The 25,275-nt window shown below is 48.7% G+C and carries 25 protein-coding genes; 15 read left to right on the top strand and 10 right to left on the bottom strand.

Going from position 1 to position 25,275, the window contains the following annotated elements; all coding sequences use genetic code 11:
- Window positions 1–80 precede the first annotated feature (80 nt).
- The 3 genes from VOA_RS14630 to pfkA all read left to right on the top strand — a co-directional run bounded on the left by VOA_RS14630 (window position 81) and on the right by pfkA (window position 2,954).
- The gene (locus tag VOA_RS14630) at window positions 81–587 is read left to right on the top strand and encodes a CpxP family protein (RefSeq protein ID WP_000666537.1); all 507 of its coding nucleotides are present in this window, start codon (window positions 81–83) and stop codon (window positions 585–587) included.
- Window positions 588–823: 236 nt separating this feature from the next.
- Window positions 824–1,729 carry a CDF family cation-efflux transporter FieF gene (gene fieF, locus VOA_RS14635; RefSeq protein ID WP_000712642.1) on the top strand — a complete coding sequence of 302 codons (906 nt, stop codon included), beginning with the start codon at window positions 824–826 and terminating at the stop codon, window positions 1,727–1,729.
- Window positions 1,730–1,991: 262 nt separating this feature from the next.
- Window positions 1,992–2,954 (top strand): 6-phosphofructokinase, encoded by a 963-nt coding sequence (gene pfkA / locus VOA_RS14640; protein ID WP_000591798.1) that lies wholly within the window; start codon window positions 1,992–1,994, stop codon window positions 2,952–2,954.
- 71 nt (window positions 2,955–3,025) lie between these two features.
- Here pfkA and glpX read toward each other — a convergent pair whose 3' ends face one another.
- Window positions 3,026–4,033 (bottom strand): class II fructose-bisphosphatase, encoded by a 1,008-nt coding sequence (gene glpX, locus VOA_RS14645; protein WP_000817531.1) that lies wholly within the window; start codon window positions 4,031–4,033, stop codon window positions 3,026–3,028.
- 313 nt (window positions 4,034–4,346) lie between these two features.
- Between glpX and zapB the strand changes: the two genes are divergently transcribed.
- The gene (zapB, locus tag VOA_RS14650) at window positions 4,347–4,589 is read left to right on the top strand and encodes a cell division protein ZapB (protein ID WP_000007388.1); all 243 of its coding nucleotides are present in this window, start codon (window positions 4,347–4,349) and stop codon (window positions 4,587–4,589) included.
- Between the two features lie 62 nt (window positions 4,590–4,651).
- On the opposite strand, the gene metF is transcribed toward zapB, so the two are convergent.
- The 3 genes from metF to VOA_RS14665 form a co-directional block, all read right to left on the bottom strand.
- Complete coding sequence (gene metF / locus VOA_RS14655; RefSeq protein ID WP_000542399.1) at window positions 4,652–5,539, bottom strand: methylenetetrahydrofolate reductase; 888 nt, start codon at window positions 5,537–5,539, stop codon at window positions 4,652–4,654.
- Window positions 5,540–5,826: 287 nt separating this feature from the next.
- Window positions 5,827–8,238, bottom strand: a complete 2,412-nt coding sequence (locus VOA_RS14660; protein WP_000148474.1) for a bifunctional aspartate kinase/homoserine dehydrogenase II — start codon at window positions 8,236–8,238, stop codon at window positions 5,827–5,829.
- Window positions 8,239–8,250: 12 nt separating this feature from the next.
- Window positions 8,251–9,417, bottom strand: a complete 1,167-nt coding sequence (locus VOA_RS14665) for an O-succinylhomoserine (thiol)-lyase (RefSeq protein ID WP_000213251.1) — start codon at window positions 9,415–9,417, stop codon at window positions 8,251–8,253.
- 267 nt (window positions 9,418–9,684) lie between these two features.
- Here VOA_RS14665 and metJ point away from each other — a divergent pair, with 267 nt between their 5' ends.
- Window positions 9,685–10,002 (top strand): met regulon transcriptional regulator MetJ, encoded by a 318-nt coding sequence (gene metJ / locus VOA_RS14670; protein ID WP_000796267.1) that lies wholly within the window; start codon window positions 9,685–9,687, stop codon window positions 10,000–10,002.
- Window positions 10,003–10,088: 86 nt separating this feature from the next.
- Here metJ and VOA_RS14675 read toward each other — a convergent pair whose 3' ends face one another.
- Window positions 10,089–11,366: a malic enzyme-like NAD(P)-binding protein gene (locus tag VOA_RS14675; RefSeq protein ID WP_001278597.1), complete on the bottom strand. Its 1,278-nt coding sequence runs from the start codon at window positions 11,364–11,366 to the stop codon at window positions 10,089–10,091.
- A 310-nt stretch (window positions 11,367–11,676) separates the two neighbouring features.
- Window positions 11,677–11,895: a 50S ribosomal protein L31 gene (gene rpmE / locus VOA_RS14680; RefSeq protein WP_000643443.1), complete on the bottom strand. Its 219-nt coding sequence runs from the start codon at window positions 11,893–11,895 to the stop codon at window positions 11,677–11,679.
- A gap of 252 nt (window positions 11,896–12,147) precedes the next feature.
- On the opposite strand from rpmE, the gene priA reads away from it, so the two are divergent.
- The 7 genes from priA to rraA all read left to right on the top strand — a co-directional run bounded on the left by priA (window position 12,148) and on the right by rraA (window position 20,060).
- Window positions 12,148–14,352, top strand: coding sequence for a primosomal protein N' (priA, locus tag VOA_RS14685; protein WP_001247894.1), 2,205 nt, complete (start codon window positions 12,148–12,150; stop codon window positions 14,350–14,352).
- Between the two features lie 290 nt (window positions 14,353–14,642).
- Window positions 14,643–15,650: a DNA-binding transcriptional regulator CytR gene (gene cytR / locus VOA_RS14690; protein ID WP_000224449.1), complete on the top strand. Its 1,008-nt coding sequence runs from the start codon at window positions 14,643–14,645 to the stop codon at window positions 15,648–15,650.
- Window positions 15,651–15,819: 169 nt separating this feature from the next.
- Window positions 15,820–16,365 (top strand): SPOR domain-containing protein, encoded by a 546-nt coding sequence (locus VOA_RS14695; protein ID WP_000013360.1) that lies wholly within the window; start codon window positions 15,820–15,822, stop codon window positions 16,363–16,365.
- Window positions 16,366–16,499: 134 nt separating this feature from the next.
- Window positions 16,500–17,051 carry an ATP-dependent protease subunit HslV gene (gene hslV, locus VOA_RS14700; protein WP_000208251.1) on the top strand — a complete coding sequence of 184 codons (552 nt, stop codon included), beginning with the start codon at window positions 16,500–16,502 and terminating at the stop codon, window positions 17,049–17,051.
- A 56-nt stretch (window positions 17,052–17,107) separates the two neighbouring features.
- Entirely contained in the window at window positions 17,108–18,439 is a 1,332-nt protein-coding gene (gene hslU / locus VOA_RS14705; RefSeq protein WP_001293362.1) for an HslU--HslV peptidase ATPase subunit, read from the top strand.
- Between the two features lie 107 nt (window positions 18,440–18,546).
- Window positions 18,547–19,464 carry a 1,4-dihydroxy-2-naphthoate polyprenyltransferase gene (locus tag VOA_RS14710; protein WP_032468151.1) on the top strand — a complete coding sequence of 306 codons (918 nt, stop codon included), beginning with the start codon at window positions 18,547–18,549 and terminating at the stop codon, window positions 19,462–19,464.
- A gap of 74 nt (window positions 19,465–19,538) precedes the next feature.
- Window positions 19,539–20,060, top strand: a complete 522-nt coding sequence (rraA, locus tag VOA_RS14715) for a ribonuclease E activity regulator RraA (RefSeq protein ID WP_000456237.1) — start codon at window positions 19,539–19,541, stop codon at window positions 20,058–20,060.
- An 87-nt stretch (window positions 20,061–20,147) separates the two neighbouring features.
- Here rraA and VOA_RS14720 read toward each other — a convergent pair whose 3' ends face one another.
- Both VOA_RS14720 and tpiA read right to left on the bottom strand, forming a co-directional pair.
- Window positions 20,148–21,530 carry an MATE family efflux transporter gene (locus VOA_RS14720; protein ID WP_000901786.1) on the bottom strand — a complete coding sequence of 461 codons (1,383 nt, stop codon included), beginning with the start codon at window positions 21,528–21,530 and terminating at the stop codon, window positions 20,148–20,150.
- Between the two features lie 117 nt (window positions 21,531–21,647).
- Complete coding sequence (gene tpiA / locus VOA_RS14725) at window positions 21,648–22,421, bottom strand: triose-phosphate isomerase (RefSeq protein ID WP_001254175.1); 774 nt, start codon at window positions 22,419–22,421, stop codon at window positions 21,648–21,650.
- A 243-nt stretch (window positions 22,422–22,664) separates the two neighbouring features.
- Here tpiA and VOA_RS14730 point away from each other — a divergent pair, with 243 nt between their 5' ends.
- Window positions 22,665–23,012, top strand: a complete 348-nt coding sequence (locus VOA_RS14730) for a 5-carboxymethyl-2-hydroxymuconate Delta-isomerase (RefSeq protein ID WP_001133284.1) — start codon at window positions 22,665–22,667, stop codon at window positions 23,010–23,012.
- A 22-nt stretch (window positions 23,013–23,034) separates the two neighbouring features.
- Complete coding sequence (locus tag VOA_RS14735) at window positions 23,035–23,475, top strand: DUF805 domain-containing protein (protein WP_000058344.1); 441 nt, start codon at window positions 23,035–23,037, stop codon at window positions 23,473–23,475.
- A 78-nt stretch (window positions 23,476–23,553) separates the two neighbouring features.
- On the opposite strand, the gene VOA_RS14740 is transcribed toward VOA_RS14735, so the two are convergent.
- Entirely contained in the window at window positions 23,554–23,913 is a 360-nt protein-coding gene (locus VOA_RS14740) for a DUF3135 domain-containing protein (protein ID WP_000211144.1), read from the bottom strand.
- Between the two features lie 117 nt (window positions 23,914–24,030).
- Window positions 24,031–24,648: a helix-turn-helix transcriptional regulator gene (locus tag VOA_RS14745; protein WP_000859351.1), complete on the bottom strand. Its 618-nt coding sequence runs from the start codon at window positions 24,646–24,648 to the stop codon at window positions 24,031–24,033.
- A gap of 306 nt (window positions 24,649–24,954) precedes the next feature.
- Between VOA_RS14745 and VOA_RS14750 the strand changes: the two genes are divergently transcribed.
- A complete protein-coding gene (locus VOA_RS14750; protein ID WP_001026274.1) occupies window positions 24,955–25,245 on the top strand; it encodes a co-chaperone GroES in 291 nt (96 codons plus the stop codon).
- The last annotated feature ends 30 nt before the right edge of the window (window positions 25,246–25,275 follow it).

Raw genomic sequence — 25,275 nt, 5'->3', positions numbered from 1 at the left:
GACCTTGCAAGTCGTAATCTATGTTCAAGCGCTGCAGAGCAGCCTAATCGATAACGAAACGAAATGTAGAGGAACGAACGATGAAATTTGCCAAAAAAATGATTTTAGCCGCGGCTGTCCTACCACTGACTCTGGGAACGACAGCGGCGCTGGCTTACGGTGGTCACGGTTGGGATAAAGAGGGGGATGGACATTGTGGCGACCGCGGTGAACGTGGGATCTGGAAACAGCTTGATTTAACCGCTGAGCAGCAAGCCCAACTCAAAGAGATGCGTGAGGCTGGACGCGAAGAGATGCGCGCCAATCGCGGGCAAAACCGTGATGCAATGAAAGCCTTACATGCTCAAGAGCGATCGCTAGTGTTGGCAGCGAATTTTGATCAAGTAGCAGCAGAAAATCTAGCCAAGCAGATGGTGGATCAACAAGTGACTCACCGCGTAAAAATGATGGAAAAACGCCATCAAATGATGAGCATTTTAACTGCAGAGCAGAAAACTAAGTTGCAGAGTTTGCAACAAGCACAAATGGATCAATGCCAGATGGACGGTGAACACGGCAAAGGTAAAGGCCACGCTCGTTCACAATAAAACTCACCCTTGTGTCTTAACCCCAAGGCAGCTTAGGCTTCCTTGGGGGTTTTTGGCATCTTGCTTATATCCCTTTCAACGTGAAGCTGCTGCAGTGTGGCTTACTTTCGTTTACCCCAAGCAGATACTCTGTCCATGATCATGGTGATGAACTCACTGGCCGCCTACCTGCAACTCTAAGTTGTTTGGGTATATACTCGGGCTTGTTTTTAATAAATGAAAAATAAGGTAATGCGATGAAAAAGGAATACGCTCGCTTAGTCACAACCGCCGCTTGGACGGCTACGACAGTAGCGACCTTGCTATTGGTGATTAAAGTGGTGGCGTGGTGGGTAACGGGATCGGTGAGCTTATTGGCTTCTTTACTTGACTCGGTACTGGATATTGCCGCTTCTGTGGTGAACCTCATCGTATTACGTTTTGCGTTGCAACCTGCCGATCATGAGCATGCGTTTGGGCATGGTAAAGCCGAATCACTGGCAGCACTGGCACAGGCGATGTTTATTTCTGGCTCCGCCTGTTTTTTGATCCTCAACGGAGTCGATCGCTTCTTCCGTCCGCATGAATTGAATGCACCAGAATTGGGTATTTATGTAAGTGCAGTCGCCATGTTAGTGACCTTCGGTCTCGTACTTTTTCAGCGCTATGTAGTGAAAAAAACCGGTAGTCAGGCGATAGCCGCTGATTCACTCCACTATCAATCGGATCTGCTGATGAATGCGGCAATCATGGTGGCACTAGGATTAAGCTGGTGGGGCTTTGGCCAAGCAGATGCCATTTTTGCGATCGGTATTGGCCTCTATATCTTATTCAGTGCCTTTAAAATGGTGCATGATGCGGTACAAACCTTACTCGACCGTAAATTACCGGATGAAGAAATTGAGCAAATTCACGCAATCTGCCTCAGTGTGGAAGGGGTGATTGGGATGCATCAATTGCGTACTCGAATGTCTGGGCCAGTAAGATTCATCCAACTTCATTTGGAATTGGATGACAACATTTCGTTGCTCGAAGCACATCAGATCTCGGATCGAGTTGAGGAAAAGCTGGGCAATGCCTTTGTGGGGGCGGATGTTTTGATTCATCAAGACCCACATTCCGTAGTGGTTGAAGCTGAGCTGCAACAAAAAACGCCATGGTGAGGCGACAAAAGAGGTCAGTTTGGCTATCTTTTCCCCAAGTTAACAAAAAAACGCCAATTCTGATATGAATCAACACTGGCTCAGCACAAAACTGTAATACTCTTACATAAGTAGAAAACTTACAGAATTTAGTGCAAATAACAGTAGTATTCCTAATCGGGAAAGGTAACATTACGCACAGTTTTTTGAATTTTTCTGTCTGGTTCCTACAAACCAGACGGCGTAGAAATTGATATTCGATTCGCAAAGTTCGAGGGTGAGCATGATTAAAAAAATCGGTGTTTTGACGAGTGGTGGCGATGCCCCAGGTATGAACGCGGCTATTCGTGGCGTAGTGCGTACAGCACTCGGTGCTGGTCTAGAAGTGTTTGGTATTTATGACGGTTATCAAGGCCTGTATGAAGATCGTATCAAGCAGCTAGACCGTTCAAGCGTGTCTGACGTGATCAACCGCGGCGGTACTTTTTTAGGCTCTGCACGTTTCCCACAATTTCGCGAAGTAGAAGTTCGTGAGAAAGCGATTGAAAACCTGAAAAAGCACGGCATTGAAGCGTTAGTGGTTATCGGCGGTGACGGCTCTTACATGGGGGCAAAAAAGCTGACTGAAATGGGTTTCCCATGTATCGGTCTGCCAGGCACCATCGATAACGATATCGCGGGTACCGATTACACCATCGGCTATTTGACTGCTTTGAACACGGTTATCGAAGCGATTGACCGTCTGCGTGATACCTCTTCTTCACACCAACGCATCTCTATCGTTGAAATCATGGGTCGTCACTGTGGTGACTTGACGCTGACTTCTGCGATTGCGGGTGGCTGTGAATACATCATCACGCCAGAAACTGGCCTGAACATGGAACAGTTGATCTCTAACATCAAAGACGGCATCACCAAAGGCAAAAAGCATGCGATCATCGCGCTGACTGAGCTGATGATGGATGCTAACAAGCTGGCGAAAGAGATTGAAGCAGCAACAGGCCGTGAAACTCGCGCTACCGTTTTAGGCCACATTCAACGTGGTGGTAAACCAACGGCATTTGACCGTGTGCTAGCGTCACGCATGGGTAACTATGCGGTGCATCTGCTGATGGAAGGTCACGGTGGTCGTTGTGTGGGTATCCAGAAAGAGCAACTGGTTCACCACGACATCATTGATGCGATTGAAAACATGAAGCGTCCAGTACGCACAGACCTGTACAAAGTCGCAGAAGAGCTATTCTAAGCACACTCCGCTTTGTATCCAGAGACAAAAAAGACCGCCAAGGCGGTCTTTTTTATGCGCGGAAATCTTAGTTAGAGAATGATGTCGCGCACTTGTGGATCTTTGCGCTCTAAATAGTGAATGGAGCGGATGCGACGAATCGTGCGGCAGCGGCCACGGATCAACAGTGTTTCTGTCGTTGCGATATTACCCTTGCGGCTGATGCCATCGAGCAAATCACCTTTAGTAATACCGGTTGCTGCGAAGATGACGTTATCACTGCGTGCCATGTCTTCCATCTTCAGCACTTTGTTCGCTTCAACGCCCATTTGTTGGCAACGTTCAAGCTCTTTGGCGCCCCAAATACGGTTATCTTCCGTATCACCTTTGACTTGGTGACGAGGTAGCAGGCGACCTTGCATATCACCATCCAGTGCGCGGATCACCGCTGCAGACACCACACCTTCTGGCGCGCCGCCAATGCAATACATCATGTCAACTTCGCTATCTGGCATACAAGTCAGAATGGAAGCTGCCACATCGCCATCTGGCACCGCAAAAACACGTACACCCATTTGCTGCATTTCAGCGATGACTTTGTCGTGACGCGGTTTAGCAAGGGTGATCACCACTAAATCGGTTAATGGCTTGCCCAGTGCCTTGGCGACATTGTGTAGGTTATCTTTCAGTGGCAAATGAAGGTCGATACAGCCTTTCGCGCCGGGGCCGACCACCAATTTTTCCATGTACATGTCGGGCGCTTTCAGGAAGCTGCCTTTTTCGCCCGCGGCCAGCACTGCTAACGCATTCGATTGTCCCATGGCGGTCATGCGCGTGCCTTCGATCGGGTCAACCGCAATGTCTACCGCATCACCACCTAAGCCAACTTGCTCACCAATGTAAAGCATTGGCGCTTCATCGATTTCACCTTCACCAATCACGATTTCGCCGCTGATTTCGGTTTGATTGAGCAGGGCACGCATCACTTCCACCGCCGCACCATCGGCGGCATTTTTGTCGCCACGTCCCAACCATTTATAGCCTGCCAGTGCTGCACCTTCAGTGACTCGGGAAAAAGCCATTGCTAAATCGCGTTTCATGTTTGCTCCAAACCAAGAGAGAAATTTTGCGCGGCATTCTATCACATTCGTAAGTAAACGTTTGCCTTTTGCGGTCGCTAGCCTTTGCCTTCGATCAAAATCGAGCGAAAAAAGCCAAGTTATGAGTGAATTGGTTAGTGCAAAGTGGGCTTCGCGGCCACTTCCGTTAAGCTTGCGTCAATTTACGCGGTTTTTTTAACCGAATAGCGAAAAAGATCGAACTTAGGGCGTGTTTCTGCGCACAGGGCTGAGTAGAATGATCTCAATCAGTGAAGCCCACTTCACCTCAATCGAATCAACAAGGGTAAACGTCATGTCTTTTGAAGTATTAGAAAAACTGGAAGCGAAAATTCAAACCGCGGTCGACACCATTGCACTGCTGCAAATGGAAGTTGAAGAGCTGAAAGAAGAAAAGCAACAGCTGCAAAATGAAGCGCAAGAGCTGCGTGAAGCACGTGAAGCGCTTGAGCAGCGTGCACAGCAAGTTCAACAAGAACATGCAGCATGGCAAGAGCGCATCCGTAGCCTGTTGGGCAAAATGGAAGATGTGGAGTAATTCTCCTCATGAAAACGCCGGCAGTGATGTCGGCGTTTTTGATCTTGGCGAGGAGTATTCTTTTAAGCTTGTGGTCGCACGCCCAAGGTGTGGCATAACGCGTAAGTCATTTCGGCACGGTTTAGCGTGTAGAAATGGAAATCTTTCACCCCTTCACGGCACAGCACGCGCACCATATCGATCGCTTGGCTTGCTCCCACCAATTGGCGAGTCACCGGATCCTCATCCAACCCTTCAAACTGTTTCACCATCCAATTGGGCACTTTGACGTTGTTTTGCGCAGCGAAGCGCGACGCTTGTTTAAAGTTAGACACCGGCAAAATTCCAGGAACGATTTCTACGTCAATCCCAGCCGCAACACAACGATCGCGAAAACGCAGGTAACTTTCGACATCAAAGAAAAACTGAGTGATAGCACGATTCGCACCCGCATCGACTTTACGTTTTAAATTGAGCAGATCCGCTTGTGCGCTTTTGGCTTCCGGATGCACTTCAGGGAAGGCGGCCACGGAAATATCAAAATCGTGGCGTGACTTGAGCAGCGCCACTAGATCGGAGGCATACATGTCTGGCTTACCGCCACCGGCAGGAATATCACCACGCAGCGCCACAATATTCTGGATACCGTTATTCCAGTAGTCATCAGCGATCTGGATCAGCTCATCACGAGTGGCATCAATACAAGTCAGGTGTGGCGCGGCAATTAAACCGGTTTGGTCTTTGATCGCTTTAATGATCGAGTGAGTACGATCACGCTCGCCAGAGTTGGCACCATAAGTCACCGAGACAAATTTAGGTTGGAGAGTCTTCAGGCGATGAACTGAGTTCCAAAGCGTCTCTTCCATTTGAGGAGAACTGGGTGGAAAAAACTCAAACGAAACATTGATGTCGGAAAGCTCCGCAATGTTCTGGTTCAATGCATCGATATGGCTAGCGTGTGTGTATCCCATCTTGTACTCCCTGTGACTGAGTGCCACTGCCTGAATCTGAATTGACGTTTAGACGTCTATATGGCTGTAGAATGTCGTGAATGCGCTTTGATGTCAACCTCACCATTATGAAGATTACTCATGTTGATCGTGAAGCAGATTCAAGCTTGAAAAAGCAATTGAGTGCTATGTGTGGTTCAAAAAGCTAATTAATAGAAGATGATGCTTTTAATGCAAGAAAGTATAGAAGATCGATACAAAAGCTCGCCATTTCAGCGAGCTTTGTTTTAGGGGACTGAACGTGAGGGCTAGAGTAGGCTCGCGAGCAGATTCAAATCGGACTGAATCGCACCGGCTGTGACTTCACGCCCTGCGCCGGGGCCACGGATCACCAGTGGGTTATCACGATACCATTTGCTCTCGATGGCAAAGATGTTGTCACACGGCAGTAAGTTAGCCAGTGGATGGTCTTGCTCTAGCGCTTCAACGCCAACGCTGGCTTTGCCATTTTTCTCCAATCTTGCTACGTAGCGCAGTACCTTGCCTTGTTTCTGAGCACGGGCGAGGCGCTCAGCGAGCTGCTCGTTGAGCAGTTTGCTGTTGTCGAGAAAATCATCCAGTGATACGGAGCGCAGCTCCGCAGGGACGAGGGACTCTACTTTTACGTTGTGCGGTTCGAGATCAAGGCCAGACTCACGGGCCAAGATCACCAATTTACGCATCACATCAGAGCCATCCAGATCGCAACGTGGATCGGGTTCAGTCAAACCCTGTTGCCAAGCTAAATCAACCAGTTCGCTGAACGGTAAGCTGCCGTCGTATTGCTGGAACAGCCATGAAAGTGTGCCAGAGAAAATGCCAGAGAGTGCCATGATGTCATCACCACTTTCTCGTAGGTCACGCACCGTATGGTTAATTGGCAAGCCTGCGCCCACTGTGGCGTTATACAGCCAGTGGCGTCCGATTTTATGGAAAGCATCTTTAACCTGATAGTAGTAATTGCCCGGAGCTGAGCCTGCCACTTTATTGGCCGAAATGAGGTGCAAACCTTGTTCGGCAATCTCAAGATACTGCTGGGCTAGTTCTTCACTGGCGGTGACATCAATGACAACACCTTCATCGTAGCCGTCCAACGCGCCAAGCTTTTTCAGCCAGCTTTGTTCTTGATGTGGCTGTGCTTCATCTTGGAAATGAGTGGCAACTTGGTTTGGATTAATGCCTTGCTCATTAAACCAGTAGGTTTGGCTATCGACCACCGCAACCAGTTCAAAGCTCATGCCGTGGCGTTGTGCGAGTTTCTCTTTTTGCTCTGCAAACAGTTTGAGCCAACTTGAACCGATATTGCCTTTGCCACACAGTGCAATCGCCACGCGTTTTTGGGCTTGGAATAACTGTTTGTGGATACCATTCACCAATGAGTTGATTGGGGTTTGGCGCAGTATGGCGACTAAACTGAGGCTTGATTCCGAGGCGCTGATAAATTCGACCGGCAAAGCATTCAGTTGTTGGTAGAAACCATAACAGTGGTTCGGGTTTTTGGTGACGCCGGCACCAACCGCGGCAATCAGGTCATAGCCTTCTTTGAGCTTGATTTCGGCTTCAAAAGCAGCATCTTGCAGGGCAGAAAATGCTCCGGGTGCGATTTCTGCTGTGTAAGCTAAGCGTAAGCGGTATTGATCTGGCTGCGCTTCGTAAGTCAGAGGTTGCAGTTGCACGCGCTGCAAATGCTGTAACACATCTTCTTGCAAGCGTTGGAAATCATGGTGATGGGCAAAACTTAGCTCAATTAGCAGCACATCATCGAGTGAAGTAATGATTTTCGCGCCGCGACCAGAAGCCAGTACCCGCTCAATGCGAGTAGAACCCGATTCCGGTTGGTGGCTGCAACGCAAGTGAAGCTCCATGGTACTCTGTGCGACAGGCTGTAGTGTACGGCTATGTAGCACGGGGGCGGCTAAGCGTGCTAGCTCATTGGCCTCATCGAGTCTCAGCAGTGGCAGTAAACAGGCATCACTGACAACGCGTGGATCGGCGCTGTACACGCCAGCGACATCACTCCAAATGGTCACGCGTGACACTTCAGCCAGTGCGCCAATCACGGTGGCAGAATAATCAGAGCCGTTACGACCGAGCAGTACGGTATCGCCCTGTTCGTTTTGCGCCATAAAACCGGTGATGACGATTCGGCGTTGGCTATGTTGTGCCAACACGGCTTTCAGTAGCGGGTAAGAGCGCGCGCGATCCACTTCCGGTTGTGTGCCCGCTTCGGCACGTAAGAATGCACGCGCATCTTGCGCGACGGCCGGTAAATCTTGCTGATTCAGTAATGCGGCAAGTAAACGAGCCGACCACTGCTCACCATGCCCAAGCACCCAAGCATATTGCGCGTTGCTAAGAGGAGCCGTGAGCTCGCCTAACACGCTGATCTCTTGTTGCAGTTGGCTAAGTAGTGGTTCAGCCGCTTCGTTGTTGAGTAGCTTAGTAATCAATTCAGACTGATATTGGCGCAGCGCATGTAAGGTTTCATGGGCAACGCGACCATCTTTACTGAGTGCTTCGACAAAACTGATCAACCGGTTCGTGGTTTTGCCAGCCGCAGAAACCACCACCAAATCATCACTCTTGGAATAACTTTTAAGAATTTTCGCGACACGCAGATAACACTCTGGATCGGCAAGGCTACTACCACCAAATTTGTGCAGTTGACGAGCGTGAGTCATTCACTGGCCTCCTTAATACGCGGCAAGAGTTTGTTGAAAGGCTTGGTCAAGGTCGGCAATCAGATCAGAGGCATCTTCAAGACCGACGGAAAGACGCAGCAACTGTTGTGATACCCCAGCTTCAGCGAGCGCTTCTTCACCCATTGCACGATGAGTCATGGAGGCGGGGTGACAGATCAGGCTTTCTACCCCACCGAGCGATTCGGCGAGTGAGAATAGCGCCAACTTGCCCACAAAGAATTTCAGCTGCTCAAAACTACCGGCAAACTCGAAACTGAGCATCGCGCCAAAGCCCGATTGCTGTTTTTTCGCAATCTCATGGCCTGGGTGGTTGGGTAGGCTTGGATGGTAAATTTTGCCAACCAATGATTGAGTCTGCAGATAGGCCAAGATCTGCTGTGCACTCTCTTCATGCACGCGCATCCGCGCGCCCAGCGTGCGAATGCCACGCAAGGTCATGTAGCTATCAAATGGAGTGCCGGTTGAACCTAAGCAGTTACCCCACCAAGCGAGCTCTTCTGAATGTTGCTTGTTTTTACAGATCAACACGCCGCCAATCACATCCGAGTGACCGTTAATGTATTTGGTGGTGGAATGCAGCACAAAATCTGCACCTAAGGTGAGCGGCTTTTGGAATACCGGAGTTAAGAAGGTGTTATCGACCGCCACCAAAGTGCCTTGTGCTTTCGCTAACTGACAAAGATGAGCAATATCCACCACACGCACTAAAGGGTTGGATGGGGTTTCAATCAGCAACAGTTTGGGTTTGCGGGCTAAAGCTTGGGTGAGAGCCTCTTCGTTGGATTGATCCACAAACTGTACTTCGAAGTCGCCTTTTTTAGCGCGAGTGTTGAGCAAGCGATAAGTACCGCCATAGCAATCATGCGGCGCCACAATCAGATCGTTAGGGCCTAACAGTGCGGTGACCCACAAGTTGATGGCCGAAGTACCACAGTTGGTCACCACCGCACCTTCACCACATTCAAGCTCATACAGAGTCTGCTCTAATAGGCCACGGTTAGGGTTGCCTGAGCGGGTGTAATCGTATTTTGGCACTTCACCAAAGGCGGGAAAACCATAGTTGGTCGAAAGATAAATCGGTGGTACAACGGCATGGTATTGAGTGTCCGATTCAATCCCGGTACGAACCGCAATGGTGGCTGGCTTGCGTGTGGTCATGGAGTTTCCTTGCTGGCTATTCTGTCCTAGAGGGCTTCATCATATACCTTTCCTGCTTTAAGCAGCAGTGTCGGTTGTCGCATCGCAACTTTCCCTAACTGGGGGATGAGGTTTATCCGTTGCCCATAAATTAATCGACACTTTACTGATGTTAAATAAAGACGTCAACACTTCTAGACGTCTATATGTCTTTGCTTATGGCAGTAAATCCCGCTAAAATTAGGGCCTTTGAAATTTCGATTCGAACCACAATAACGAAGGTGCGCAATGGCAGACTGGAATGGCGAATATATCAGCCCCTATGCAGAGCATGGGAAAAAGAGCGAGTTGGTAAAAAAAATCACGGTATCCATTCCGCTGAAAGTTCTCAAAGTGCTAACGGATGAGAGAACACGCCGTCAAGTCAATAACTTACGTCACGCAACCAACAGTGAATTGCTGTGTGAAGCCTTCTTGCATGCCTACACAGGTCAGCCTCTGCCGACGGACGAAGACCTGCGTAAAGATCGCCCTGATGACATTCCTGCCGAAGCCAAACGTTTGATGACCGAAATGGGGATTGAGTTCGAATCTTACGATGAGTAGCTAGCGACATTGGCTAAGTGAAAGATTAAGCTCATAAAAAAGCCCCTCGTGCGAGGGGCTTCTTGCTATCCATGCATGTAAACAGATTACGCCTGCATATAGTTTTCTGGCATTGGAATACGAGCCACACCCGATTCCACCGCGGCTTCCGCCACCGCACGCGCTACGCGTGGCAATAGGCGCGGGTCCATTGGTTTTGGAATGATGTACTCAATACCGAAACTGAGCTTATCCACTCCCGCTGCGGCCAAAACTTCTGCCGGTACGGGCTCTTTGGCTAATTGACGAATCGCTTCTACGGCGGCGAGTTTCATCTGATCGTTGATTTCACTGGCGCGAACATCCAGCGCACCGCGGAAGATGAACGGGAAGCAGAGCACGTTGTTAACTTGGTTTGGATAGTCGCTGCGACCAGTACCCATGATCATGTCATTACGGACTTGATGGGCAATTTCCGGTTTGATTTCAGGATCTGGGTTGGAACACGCAAACACCACTGGCTTATCGGCCATCAGTTTGAGTGCATTGGCTGGCAGCAGGTTAGGGCCTGATACGCCTAAGAACAGATCGGCTCCCGCAATCACATCTTCCAGTGTGCGTTTATCGGTGTTGTTGGCAAACAGCTGTTTGTATTCGTTGAGATCGTCACGGCGAGTGTGGATCACGCCTTTGCGATCCAGCATGTAAATCTTCTCACGCATTGCACCGCATTTGATCAGTAGCTCCATACACGCTACCGCAGCAGCCCCTGCACCAAGACAGACGATCATACAGTCTTTCAGCTGTTTACCTTGTAGCTCTAATGCGTTGAGCATACCCGCAGCAGTCACAATCGCGGTACCGTGCTGGTCATCGTGGAACACAGGCACATCACAACGTTCAATCAGGCGGCGTTCAATTTCAAAGCAGTCTGGCGCTTTGATGTCTTCTAAGTTAATGCCACCGAAGGTATCGGCAATGTTGGCTACCGTATCAACAAATTCATCGATGGTGCGGTGTTTGACTTCAATATCAATCGAATCCAGTCCTGCAAAGCGTTTAAACAGCAGTGCCTTACCTTCCATGACAGGCTTAGAGGCCATCGGTCCCAAATTGCCCAATCCTAAAATCGCAGTGCCGTTAGAGATCACGGCAACCGTGTTGCCTTTGGCGGTGTATTTGTACACATTTTCCACGTTTTGTGCGATTTCACGAACCGGCTCTGCTACGCCTGGGCTATAAGCCAGCGCAAGATCGGCAGCTGAATCAGCAGGTTTGGTCAGCGCAATACCAATTTTGCCCGCGGTTGGGTAAGCATGGTAATCCAGAGCACGTTGGCGAAATTGTTCTTCAGGAGTTGGGTTGAGGCGATTGTCATCGGACATAGGGCTGTTCTCTTATTGTTATTTATGGGAAAGGTCGCAAATTTTAAAGTAACTATTGCAACCTGCCTAGGTTAGACACTGAGCAAAGGGTACAAAAAAAGCGAAGATCTTGCTGATAAGACCAGTGAAAATGTGAAATGCGGAGAAGAAATAGCCAGAACGTGCCGCTTAAAAGCGTTTTATATGCAGATAAGTGAGTGAAGAAATGGGTATTGATAACGACGATGAATCTTGTCACTCATTTCAGAATGCGACATATGAAAAAAGGACGCCGAAGCGTCCTTTTTCAAAATCTTGCGTAAAGCAGAAATTACTTCTTCGCAGACAGTGCGCCGAAACGCTTGTTGAAGCGCTCAACACGACCACCGGTGTCAACGATACGTTGCTTACCAGAGTAGAATGGGTGGCACTTGTCACATACGTCTAGGTGCATTGAATCTTTACCTAGAGTAGAGTTGAAAACGAAAGAGTTGCCGCAAGAACAAGTTGCGTTTACTGCTTTGTATTCTGGGTGGATACCAGCTTTCATGGGATAACCTCAATTTAGGCCGTGTCGCCATCCGAATCGATTCGTCGGACACCACACGTAGTGTTAAAAATAACGAGTTTGCATATCCAGAGAGGTCAACCCTCTAGGATGCCGTAAGGCGCGATATATTAATGAATCTCGGGGTTCGGATCAACCGATCTCGCTGATTATTTCACCAAAAGCGCGGGTCGAATTTCTGCTACGCTTCCAGTAGACTGTGATCCGTTTGATTTTTCGCTGTTTTGGACCCTGATGCGCCCCACCATTGCCCGAGTTTGCCTGCCTGTACCTCTGGATAAGTCCTTTGACTATCTGATCCCTGCTCATCTATTTCCTGTGCTGGGTGGACGTGTACAAGTGCCGTTTGGGCGGCAAACCTTAGTGGGTATCGTCCAGTCGCTCACGCATCAATCTGATTTTCCTATCGAACAGCTCAAATCACTGCAAGCGGTATTGGATGAAGCACCAGTGTGGCCGGAAAAACTCCAGTCACTGTTGCATTGGTGTAACCAGTTTTATCATTATCCGCTTGGTGAAACGTACGCGAATGCTTTACCCGGTGCTTTGCGCAAAGGCAAAGCCGCTGAACTGACTAGCCATAAAGAGTGGCGTTTGACGGCGCTTGGCCAAGAGCAACTGATGCTTGGCGTGAAACGTAGCGCGGTAAAACAAGCACAAGTTCTCCATTTGTTGCAGCACGGAGCCTTATCTCACCAAGCCTTGCTCGATGAAGAGGTAAGTAGCAGCACATTGAAAACTTTGGTTGAGAAAGGCTGGATTGAGTGTGAAGAGCGTAAGCCTGTTGTGCGGCCGTGGCCGCAAGAGCTCGAAGCCAAAGTAGATAAACCTAAACTCAATCAAGAACAGGCGATTGCGATTGCCGCCGTCAATAGCCACCAAGGTTTTGGCTGTTTTCTTTTAGAAGGGGTAACGGGTTCTGGAAAAACTGAGGTGTATCTCAACCTCATCACGCCAGTGCTAGCGCGCGGCGAGCAAGCCTTGGTGTTGGTGCCGGAAATTGGTTTAACCCCACAAACCATCAACCGTTTCCGTCAGCGTTTTAATGTACCGGTGGAAGTGATGCATTCGGCGCTTAATGATACCGAGCGCCTCAACGCTTGGCTGGCGGCGCGCGATAAAGTGGCGGGCATTGTGATTGGTACGCGCTCGGCACTGCTTACGCCTTTCGCCAAACTCGGCATCATTATTGTTGATGAAGAGCATGATGGCTCTTACAAACAGCAAGATAGCCTGCGTTATCACGCCCGTGATGTGGCAGTGATGCGCGCCCATTTGGAAAACATTCCGATTGTGCTCGGCTCAGCAACGCCTGCCTTAGAGACTTTACATAATGCCTTGAGTGGTAAATACCACCATTTGCAACTGACGCAACGAGCAGGGAATGCGCTACCCACGCGCAACCACGCTCTGGATGTGAAAGGGATGTATTTAGAAAGTGGCCTTTCTGCGCCTTTGATTGCGGAAATGCGCCGCCATCTCTCGGCGGGCAATCAGGTAATGCTGTTTTTAAACCGACGCGGTTTTTCTCCGGCCTTGATGTGCCATGAATGTGGCTGGATTGCGGAGTGTCAGCGTTGCGATGCCTATTACACCTACCATCAACATAGCAATGAAATGCGCTGCCATCATTGTGGTTCACAGCGTCCGGTGATCCATCAATGTAAAGGGTGTGGCTCGACTCAACTGGTTACTGTCGGCGTTGGTACGGAACAGCTTGAAGCGCAATTACACACTCTATTTCCTGAGTACCGTTCAGTGCGGATTGATCGAGATAGCACGCGGCGCAAGGGGAGTTTGGAATCGGCGTTAACCGCGATCCGCAAAGGCGAATATCAGATTTTGATTGGTACGCAAATGCTAGCTAAAGGACATCACTTTCCCGATGTCACTTTAGTCGCGCTGTTGGATGTCGATGGGTCACTGTACAGCAGTGATTTTCGCGCTTCTGAACGTTTAGCTCAGCTGTTCATTCAAGTGGCTGGGCGAGCAGGGCGTGCCAGTAAGCCGGGCGAAGTGGTGTTACAAACTCATCACCCAGAGCACAGTTTATTACAAGCCTTGCTGCACAAGGACTATCACCATTTTGCGCTGACGGCATTAGAGGAACGCAAACTCGCTCAGTTGCCTCCTTATTCTTTCTTGAGCTTATTTCGAGCCGAAGCCAATCACACCGCTCAAGTGGAAGATTTTTTGCGTCAAGTACGCGAAACCTTGCGCTGCAATCCTTGGTTTGACAGTGAATGCATGGTGTTAGGTCCAACGCCAGCGCCACTCGCGAAAAGAGCGGGGAAATACCGTTGGCAACTTTTGCTACAAACGCCTAACCGCACCTTGATGCAGAAAATTTTGCAAAGTGCGCGCCCAGCACTGCAGCAGTTACCCTTGGCGAGCAAGGTGCGTTGGTCGATCGATATCGATCCGCAGGATCTTAGTTAATTCGTATTTCACTTTGTAAAGTCAATGGGTGTTAATTTTGTCAGCAAATTAATGCTTATTATCGTGATGAAAATCACATTGACTATGCAAGATTTGTTAATCTCGCCGTAACTTTATGTTCTGAATTGCTTAGACTATCGGTAAAATCGGCTCAGTGAATCGTTTACGTGAAGCCCAAAATGAAGCTATAGCCCTTATTTACTCGATTAGATAAGGGTTAAGCTCAACAAGATCAGTCATCCAAAGGTGTGCTGTTACACCATCAGCAAATAAAAAGAGGGTATAAAGAAATGGCGACAATGAAGGATGTTGCCCAGCTTGCCGGAGTCTCAACTGCCACTGTGTCACGGGCGTTGATGAATCCAGAAAAAGTATCTTCCTCAACTCGAAAAAGAGTGGAAGAGGCAGTGCTGGAAGCGGGGTACTCCCCAAATTCTTTAGCGCGTAATTTGCGTCGTAATGAGTCAAAAACCATTGTTGCTATTGTCCCCGACATCTGTGATCCCTACTTTTCTGAGATCATTCGTGGTATCGAAGATGCTGCAATGGAGCACGGTTACTTAGTGTTATTAGGTGATAGCGGGCAGCAAAAGCGTCGGGAAAATTCCTTTGTTAACCTTGTGTTTACTAAGCAAGCGGATGGCATGCTCTTGCTCGGTACGGATTTGCCGTTTGATGTGAGTAAGCCAGAGCAAAAGAACCTGCCACCTATGGTGATGGCGTGTGAGTTTGCTCCTGAGCTTGAATTACCAACGGTACATATCGATAACCTGACTTCGGCTTTTGAAGCAGTGAATTATCTAACCCAGCTTGGCCATAAGCGTATTGCCCAGATCTCTGGTCCACAACATGCTGCGTTGTGTCAATTCCGTCATCAAGGCTATCAACAAGCGCTGCGTCGTGCTGGCATCACCATGAACCCATCTTACTGCACTTTTGGTGATTTCACTTTTGAAGCCGGGGTTAAAGCGGTACGCCAGCTACTAGCACAGCCAGAACAACCGACCGCGATTTTCTGCCACAACGATACGATGGCGATTGGCGCGATTCAGGAAGCGAAGCGACTGGGCCTGCGAGTTCCACAAGATCTCTCTGTGGTCGGTTTTGATGATATTCAGTTTGCTCAGTATTGTGATCCTCCGTTAACTACTATTTCCCAGCCGCGTTATGAAATTGGCCGACAAGCCATGCTAATGATGCTCGAATTACTGCGTGGGCATGACGTGCGAGCAGGGTCGCGTTTGCTAGAAACTAAGCTCGTAGTACGAGAAAGTGCTGCACCTCCAAGTAAAAAATAGCGCATTACTTGAACCGAGCCATTTGGTTTGCCCGTTTGGCTCGGTCAATTCCTTGTTTTATTGCAGTAGTGATATCTGTCATCAAGCTAAGTTGTTTAGGTATAACTCTGTTATCTGGTCGCGATCTGCATTAACATGTGGACAATTTTGTTAATTTCCGAACAACAACGTGGCGAATAGAGATTATGTAAGAGGCGGTCGTAGTCCGAAGAAGCCGACCCGAAAAAAAGCAGCTCCGCGTCGTAAACCTTGGCGCAGTGGTTTAGTCGCTTTAGTGCTACTGTCCGCTTTTGGCTATGGCTTATATCTGCTCAATAATGACCCTGAGCCGAAAATAACTGCACCCGTTGCGAAAACACCGACAACTAATAAACCTAAGCCAACAGAAACTCTGCCACCGCCTCCAACGGAGAAATGGGATTATGTAGAGACGCTGCCTAATCGCGAAATTGAAGTCGTGGCTAAAGCGCAAGAAGTCTCTGATATTCCTTATGTGATGCAGTGTGGCGCTTATAAAACCGCAGAACAAGCGGAAGCTCGTAAGTTGGACATTGCTTTCCAAGGTATCAGCAGCCAGATCCGTAAAAAAGCCGATAGCAGTTGGTATCGGGTTGTCCTCGGACCTTACAAATTTAAGCGTGACGCTGAGCGCGATAAGCATAAATTGCAGCGAGTAAAAATTGAGCCCTGCGCTATCTGGGCTGAGAAGCAGTAAATCCTTCCCCAAAGCCTGATATTGATCAGGCTTTTTCGTTGGCATCGCGTCAACTTCCTTCACTTGGCTTGAAATTGTTTTCCTGCAGCCACATATAAGCGATAACTCTCCGATAAAAAATAAAGAGGCCTCTTGTGACTACTATCGTATCAGTGCGTCGTAATAATAAAGTTGTCATCGCTGGTGACGGGCAGGTATCGCTAGGCAATACCGTCATGAAAGGCAATGCGCGTAAAGTGCGCCGCCTATACAACAACAAAGTGCTGGCTGGTTTTGCTGGTGGTACCGCTGATGCGTTTACCTTGTTTGAGCGCTTTGAAAGTAAGTTGCAGATGCACCAAGGCCACCTAACCAAAGCGGCGGTTGAGCTAGCCAAAGATTGGCGAAGCGACCGCGCATTGCGCCGTTTGGAAGCGATTTTGGCGGTTGCCGATGAAACGGTATCACTGATCATCACCGGTAATGGCGATGTATTGCAGCCTGAGCATGATCTGATTGCGATTGGTTCTGGCGGCAACTATGCACAAGCGGCAGCAATTGCTCTATTAGAAAACACCGAGCTTGATGCGCGCACGATCGCTGAAAAAGCCCTGAATATCGCGGGTGATATTTGCGTATTTACTAATCATCATCACACTATCGAAGAACTCGAAATTCCGCAGGCAATGTTGCCGCAAGGCGCATAAGCGCAGGTTAATAACCACAAGATAGTGCCCGATAAGCTGAGTTAAGGATTTGAATCATGTCTGAAATGACTCCCCGCGAAATAGTGAGCGAGCTAAATCGCCACATCATTGGTCAAGATAAAGCCAAGCGTGCCGTAGCGATTGCACTGCGTAACCGCTGGCGTCGTATGCAGCTCGAAGAGAGCTTGCGTGTTGAAGTGACCCCGAAAAATATCCTGATGATTGGCCCTACAGGTGTGGGGAAAACCGAAATTGCCCGCCGTTTGGCGAAATTAGCGAACGCGCCTTTCATTAAAGTTGAAGCGACCAAATTCACCGAAGTCGGTTATGTCGGTAAAGAAGTGGAGTCGATCATCCGCGATCTAACCGATGTTGCGGTGAAGCTGACTCACCAACAAGCGATGGAAAAAGTGAAATTCCGCGCCGAAGAGCTAGCTGAAGAGCGCGTATTGGATGCTTTGCTACCACCCGCGCGTGATGCATGGGGACAAGCGGAGCAGAAAGAAGATAACTCCAGCACTCGCCAAGTGTTCCGCAAAAAACTGCGTGAAGGCCAACTAAGCGACAAAGAGATTGAAATCAACGTGGCGACACCGCAGATGGGCGTGGAAATCATGGCACCTCCAGGCATGGAAGAGATGACCAACCAACTGCAGGGACTGTTCCAAAACCTCGCGGGCGACACCAAGAAAAAGCGCAAAATGAAAATAAAAGATGCGCTGAAAGCCTTGGTGGAAGAAGAAGCCGCTAAGTTGGTCAATCAAGAAGAGCTGAAAGAACAAGCGATTTACAATGTCGAAAACAACGGCATCGTGTTTATCGATGAAATCGACAAAATCTGTAAGCGCGGCGAAGTATCGGGTCCCGATGTTTCTCGTGAAGGGGTGCAGCGCGATCTGCTGCCTTTAATTGAAGGTAGTACGGTTTCGACCAAGCATGGCATGGTGCGTACGGATCACATCCTGTTTATTGCTTCTGGTGCATTCCAAGTAGCGAAACCGTCGGATTTGATCCCTGAGCTACAAGGCCGTTTACCAATCCGCGTTGAACTGGAAGCACTGTCGAGCAACGACTTCAAACGTATTCTGAGCGAGCCGAAAGCATCACTCACCGAGCAATATGTGGCGTTGATGAAAACCGAACAAGTTGATGTGCAGTTTACCGAAGATGGCATCAAACAGATCGCGGATGCGGCATGGCAAGTCAACGAAACCACCGAAAACATCGGTGCGCGCCGTTTACATACTGTGTTGGAGCGTTTGATGGACGAAATCTCGTTCGATGCGACGGAAAAAGCCGGCCAAGCCTTCGTGATTGACGCCGCCTACGTGAAAGCGCGTTTGGGTGAGCTAGTCGAGGACGAAGATCTCAGCCGTTTCATTCTTTAGAACGCTCTATTTTTATAAGACAGCGAGCCCACCTACAAATTGGTGGGCTTTTTTATCTGGGGAATTTGCGCGTATACTGGCGCCACCTTGATCATACTCTCATTATCATGAATAACTCTGTGCAAATTTGGTTGGATGCGGCGCGTCCGAAAACCTTGCCTCTGGCTCTGATTTCCATTTTAACTGGGAGCGCCTTAGCGTTTTCTGCTGGACACTTTCATTGGTTGGTCGCCGTGTTAGCGCTGCTCACCGCGACTTTATTGCAAATTTTATCTAACCTCGCTAACGATTATGGTGATGCGGTAAAGGGGACGGATAACGAGTCTCGGCTAGGGCCAATGCGCGCCATTCAATCGGGTGCTGTTAGCTTAAAAGATATGCAGATCGCGATAGCGATCAATGTGTTGCTAACCATGGTATCAGGCTTGGTTTTAGTGTTTTACGCTTTCGACAATTTGCATAATATTCTGACGTTTATTGCACTGGGCGTACTGGCTATTCTGGCGGCGATCGCGTACACCGTAGGTAACAAACCCTATGGTTATGTAGGGCTTGGCGATCTATCGGTATTCCTGTTTTTTGGTTTGCTCGGTGTTTCTGGCAGCTTCTTTTTGCACACAGGCTATATCGAATGGAGTTTGTTATTACCGTCTTTAGGGTGTGGTTTGCTCGCGGTGGCGGTACTCAACGTCAACAATATGCGTGATATTGAAAATGATGCGCTGTGTGGCAAACGTACCGTTGCGGTGCGCTTGGGGCAAGTGCGCGCTAAGCAGTACCATTTTGCGCTGTTGTTTGGCGCAGTTGCGGCGTTTGCAGCTTACTTGGTGCAGCAAGACAAACCACTGTGGATCAGCTTGCCATTTCTACTTTGCCTGTCGGTGGTGACGCGTCATGGTCGTGAAGTTTGGTTTACTGAACAACCTGCGCAAATCGCCCCCATGATGCCCGTGGTAGTGAAGACCTCGGTGATCACCAACCTTTTGTTTGTAGGAGTGATCATTGCCCAAACTCTGACAAGTTAATTTGCACTCTGTCATTGCAATGACTCAATCACTCTATATACTCGATGGAAGACTTTCGCTAAGAGAACAAAGCTATGGAATACAATACTTCAGCGCTGTGTGATATCTATCTCGACCAAGTCGATGTCGTGGAGCCTATGTTCAGCAACTTTGGCGGCTGTGCGTCGTTTGCCGGTCAGATCACCACGATTAAATGCTATGAAGATAATGGCTTGATCCGTGAAACGCTTGAGCAAGACGGTCTTGGCCGTATTTTACTGATTGATGGTGGCGGTTCGCTGCGTCGTGCATTGATTGATGCCGAATTGGCAGCGCTAGCGGAAGAAAATGAGTGGGAAGGCATTGTGGTGTATGGCAGTGTCCGTGAGGTGGATGAGTTAGAAGAGATGAGCATTGGCATTCAAGCTATCGCTTCGATTCCTGTCGGTGCAACCTCGCAAGGCATTGGTGAAGTCGATATTCCGGTCAACTTCGGTGGCGTGACCTTCCTACCAGAAGATTATCTGTATGCCGACAATACCGGCATCATCATCTCGCAAGAGCCGCTGAGTGCGGATTTAGGTGAGCAAGAAGCCGAGGAAGATGAGCTGCTGTAAGCGGGCTCATTTGCTCTAAGAATCTAAAAAGCCGATGTGGAATACATCGGCTTTTTGTCATTTGGCTGCCAATTTGTCTCAGCAGCCTTATCCCAAATCGGACGTTAGGTGCTGACGGCGTAATCTTAGCGCATAGAGGTAGCCTAACAGCCCGCCCAATATGTTCCCCACCGCAATACCGATAAACAATCCTTCAATGTTGTACAGCGTGCCACCAATCCAAGCCGCGGGTAAGGTGAATACAAACAGGCGCATGAAGCTCCATTGAAAAGCCTTGAGTGGTTGATGTAAGGCGTTGAGGGCGGAAACCAACATCATGACCACACCTTGGAAGCCATAGCTGACCGGCACGACTAACAGGTAGTGCCACAGCAGATCACGCACCGCTTGTTCTTGAGAAAACAGCGCCGCCAGTGGAATGCTCAGCGGTACCATCATGATAAAGACCATCAGCTGAAACAGCAGTGAAAAACGTAGGCTTAGAAAGAGTCCGGCAAAGCTGCGCGTGGGATTTTGCGCCCCAAGATTTTGCGCCATGAAGGGCGTGAGAGCAGAAGTAAGTGACATCAGTACCAAAATCAGAATCGACTCAATGCGCTGCGCTGCACCATACGCCGCCACCGCGGCAGTGCCGTGGCTTGAGAGCATCATCATGAGTAGTGCGCCAGAGATCGGGTTCATTGCGGTGGAAAGTGCAGCAGGAGTGCCAATTTTTAAAATCTGTTGCCAATCATGGCGCAGATGGGGCAGTGACGGCATAGCGAGCAATTTTTCACGCTTAATCAGCAGATACAGCGAACCGATTAATGCCCCTAGCCAAGAGAAGGCACTGGCAATCGCTGCACCTTGAATGCCAAGTTCAGGAAACGGGCCGTAGCCAAAAATCAGCAGTGGGTCGAGCGCGCCGTTGATAAACCCAGCCAGCATCATAATTTTAGCTGGTGTTTTGGTGTCGCCAGTGGCGCGAATGGCGCTATTTCCAGCCATTGGTAGCACCAGCAGTGGAATTGTGAGGTACCACACCACCATGTATTCTTTGATGAGCGGGATCAGCTCATGGCTAGCACCGAGCAGTAAAAACAGCGGTTCTATGGTCAGTAAACCAAGTGTCGAAGCGGCGGCAACCAGCAATAATGCCAGCAATAACCCATGACTAGAAACGCGAGCCGCTTGCCGCCCATCGCCTTGTCCAAGCAAACGGCCTATGCAGGTAGAAAGTCCAACCCCAATACCCATGGTGATACAGTTGACCGCGAAGGTGACGGGAAAGGTGTAACTAATGGCTGCCAGCGCCTGTGTTCCTAATAAGGAGATAAAGAAAGTGTCGACGAGGTTGAACATCAAAATGGCCACCAAGCCGAAAATCATCGGCACGGTCATTTGCCGTAAAACGAGAGGAATGGGGGCTGAAAGCAGACCGTGTTTATCTTGCATAGGATGGTGTGCGCGAAGGAACAAGGTGCCTAGCATACCTGAACTTAAAAACAGGGACTAGGGAAGGGAACCTAGGGATTGAATTGCAAAGTGTTAAAAATAATAAGGCCAGCATTATGCTGGCCTTGAACGATAGGTTGCGAGAGTCGCAAATTACGCTTTTTTCGCTTCTGCTGCTGCTTTCGCGATCGCGGCAAAACCTTTAGCATCCAGTGATGCACCGCCAACCAGCGCACCATCGATGTCTGGTTGTGCAAAGTAAGAGGCTGCGTTTTCAGGTTTCACGCTGCCGCCGTACTGGATGATCACTTGCTCTGCCACTGCAGCATCTTTTGCTGCGATCAGTGCACGGATAGAAGCGTGGATGCGCTGTGCATCATCCGCTGTTGCTGCTTTACCCGTACCGATTGCCCAGATTGGTTCGTAAGCGATGATCGCGCCGTTCAGAGCTTCAACGCCGTAAGCGTCGATCACTGCGTTGATTTGGCGAGCACATACTGCTTCTGTTTCGCCCGCTTCGTTTTGCGCTTCAGTTTCACCGATACAGAAGACTGGAGTTAGGCCGTTTTCTTTCAGAAACGCAAATTTCTGAGCGACGAACTCGTCAGATTCTTTGTGGTAATCACGACGCTCAGAGTGACCGATGATGATATGAGAAGCACCGAAATCTTTCAGCATCGCTGGAGACATGTCACCGGTGTACGCACCGTTGTTGTGAGTATCGGTGTTTTGTGCACCTAGGATCAGCTTGTTGCCGCCTTCTGTGATCAGGCGCTCTGCCAGATCCAAATACATTGCTGGTGGCGCAACGACTACATCAACACCCGCAACACCTTCAAGTTCTGCATTCAAGCCGTTTAGCAGGTCAGTGACCATAGCTTTGCTGCCATTCAGTTTCCAGTTACCCATCACAACAGGACGACGCATAGGAATATCTCCATATCTAATCAATGTAAAAAATAAACTCGCAGGACTATAGCAGAATAAATTCGGCAGATCATGACTCGTATCATGTCTTTATGGGATCTCACTGACGCGACAAATCAGCAATCGAGTGATCTGAGTGACAGATTATTCGGTAGTAGCTCGGTTTTTGTGGTTTAACTTGTTATTACTATCCCTCTCTCTAAGTCGGAACCACTTTTATCTACCGTTAGCAAGGAACTGCCAATGCCCAATCTCGTTATGGAATACTCAAACTCAGTCGATGAACGCATCAACGTGCAAGGATTATTGGAAGATTTGCATCAAGCCGAGATTGATTCAGGACTGTTTGAAACAAGTTCGGTAAAATCTCGTGCACTGCGCTGCCACCATTGGTTGATTGGTGATGAAGGGGACAGCGTCGATTTTATTCATATCAGCTTTGAGCTGCTGGCGGGACGTAGTGCGGAGCAAAAACGTGAATTATCGCGTAAGCTAATGGAAATTTTGGCGGCGCAAGCCAGCCATGTACGCAGTTTGACCATTAATATTCGAGATATGGATACGGACTGCTTTCAAAAAGTCATCAATTGATGATCTTGTTTAGGTAAAAATCATGTCGTTACAAACACTGTTGTTTTCTTTTCAGGGGCGTATTGGGCGTCAAACCTTTTGGCTGTGGAACATTTGTTACTACGCGATGATCGCGGGGTTTGCGATTAGCTCGAATCAGCTATTCCCCGATGTTGCACACCTGATCTTGCCGGTTTTCCTGCTGTTAGTCTTAGTGCCAGATTTGGCGATTACCGCTAAGCGTTGGCATGACCGAGACAAATCTAGCTGGTGGCTGTTACTCAATGTGCCGCTAGTGATTGGCCGCATGACAATTCCAGCAGGAGATCTGGCGGTAAATACTCAGCCAGGTATGGTGGAGACCGTTATTTCGTTTGTAGCGCTATTATGCGGGGCATGGATTTTGGTCGAGTGTGGCTTTTTAGCCGGTACACAAGGTGATAACCGATTTGGTTCTGAGGTAATACAGAAAACGGCGAAATAAACATCTCATGCCATTGTATTTCAACCATTAAGGAGGGAGCTCCGTCCTTAATGGTTACTAATCCAACCTCGATAACGGTTATCGCCAAGTCTCATCTTCAGAGGATTTTGAACGAAACGGAAGCACTTGCGCATCTTGTTCTTGGTGAATGTCCCCACTTAAAGCATCTCTAAACTTGACCATCTGTTGGCTCAGTTCACGCATCAGGATCACGTTGGTATGCACGGGGTTTTTTCCGCGACTGACTACACGGTCAATGTGGCTCTGTTGAGCCCACAACCTTTGTTGCATGCCAAGCGAGGCGGAAAGAATCATCTCTTCACACATCTCTTTTTTGAACTGAGTGAAGGCTTCAGGATTATGCTTAGCCAACGCAACCAACTCATCAAATGGTGGAAGTTCTTGATTAAAATTTGGGTCAATTGGAGGAGTTGTCATCACTCTCACCTCGCAGCTAGATTGTCAAATTGATTACTTTATCAACAGTTCAATCATAAGCGATTCAGAAAGCGTTGTGCGGAACGAAAGTCGCCCTTCTTACAAATAAGACGTCATTTATGCTGCAGAGATGAGATAAGCACAACGGCGTTCTCCAGTGACTATGTGTTCTAAACGCTGCACTTGGTAGCTATCTCCAAGTAATGTCTGGAAAATAGTTAATTCGGACTGGCACAAGTTAGGGCAACGAGTGGCGGCTTTACAGATAGGGCAGTGATTTTCCACCAACATAAACCCTGCATCGGTTTGTTCAAGCTCAGCCATGTAGCCTTCTTGCTCACGCAACTGCACCAATTTAAGCAATTTTTCTTCGAGTGAGAGACAGGCTTGTAACGCACTTTGATAGTTACGAAGCGTTTGTGCTTCGCGCTCGGCGGCGACTTTCGCCAGCCCTTCTTGACCAAAAATATGCTCAACCGCATCAATCACCTGAATCGTCAATTCACTATGGCGATCCGCAAACTGGTTGTGTCCCTTGGTTGTCAAAGACCAGTGACGGGTTGGGCGACCGACTTTCACTTTCACATCATAAAACGAGAGTACGCCGTCATCCTCCAAACTTTGCAAATGCTGACGAGCCCCCATAGTGGTAATGCCTAGGTCTTCAGCAAGTTGTTTGGCGGTTACGGAGCCTTCACGTTTAATGGTGTGAAGAATGCGGTCAACCGTTTTCATCGTTTCTGGTTATCCTTGGTTCTAAAAAGGTTGGGGCGCTGATTTGTGTTGAGTGTCAGCGCATCTTTTCTCTGCCGTTATTATGGAACGCGAATTTAATAAAGCAAACCATTTACTATATCGATGATCGCCGCCGCTCACTTGCCAAGGAAGGAGGGGTGATTGGTGTTTGAAAATGTTAATTTAATCACGTTTTTTTACGCTTTCCCCCTTGGGATATGGCACAACTTACCCCACATAAGTGACACATGCTGATGATCAGCGTTTTATCAACCATACGGAAAATTAAATCAGGAGAGACGACCGATGAATATTCGTCCATTACATGACCGAGTGATCGTTGAACGCCAAGAAGTTGAATCAAAATCTGCTGGTGGAATTGTTCTAACTGGTTCTGCGGCGGAAAAATCAACGCGCGGTAAAGTGTTGGCTGTTGGTAAAGGCCGCATTCTAGAGAACGGTTCTGTTCAACCTTTGGACGTCAAAGTAGGCGACACCGTGATCTTCGCAGAAAGCTACGGTACAAAAACAGAAAAGATCGATGGCAAAGAAGTGCTGATCTTGGCTGAACATGACATTTTGGCAATCGTTGAATAATTGATTCTGAATCCCAACGAAATCAATAAC

It is taken from the genome of Vibrio sp. RC586 (genome assembly GCF_000176715.1).
Taxonomy (GTDB): Bacteria; Pseudomonadota; Gammaproteobacteria; order Enterobacterales; family Vibrionaceae; genus Vibrio.
Note: the sequence above shows the minus strand (reverse complement) of the source record. Positions and strands in the feature narration are given on the sequence as shown.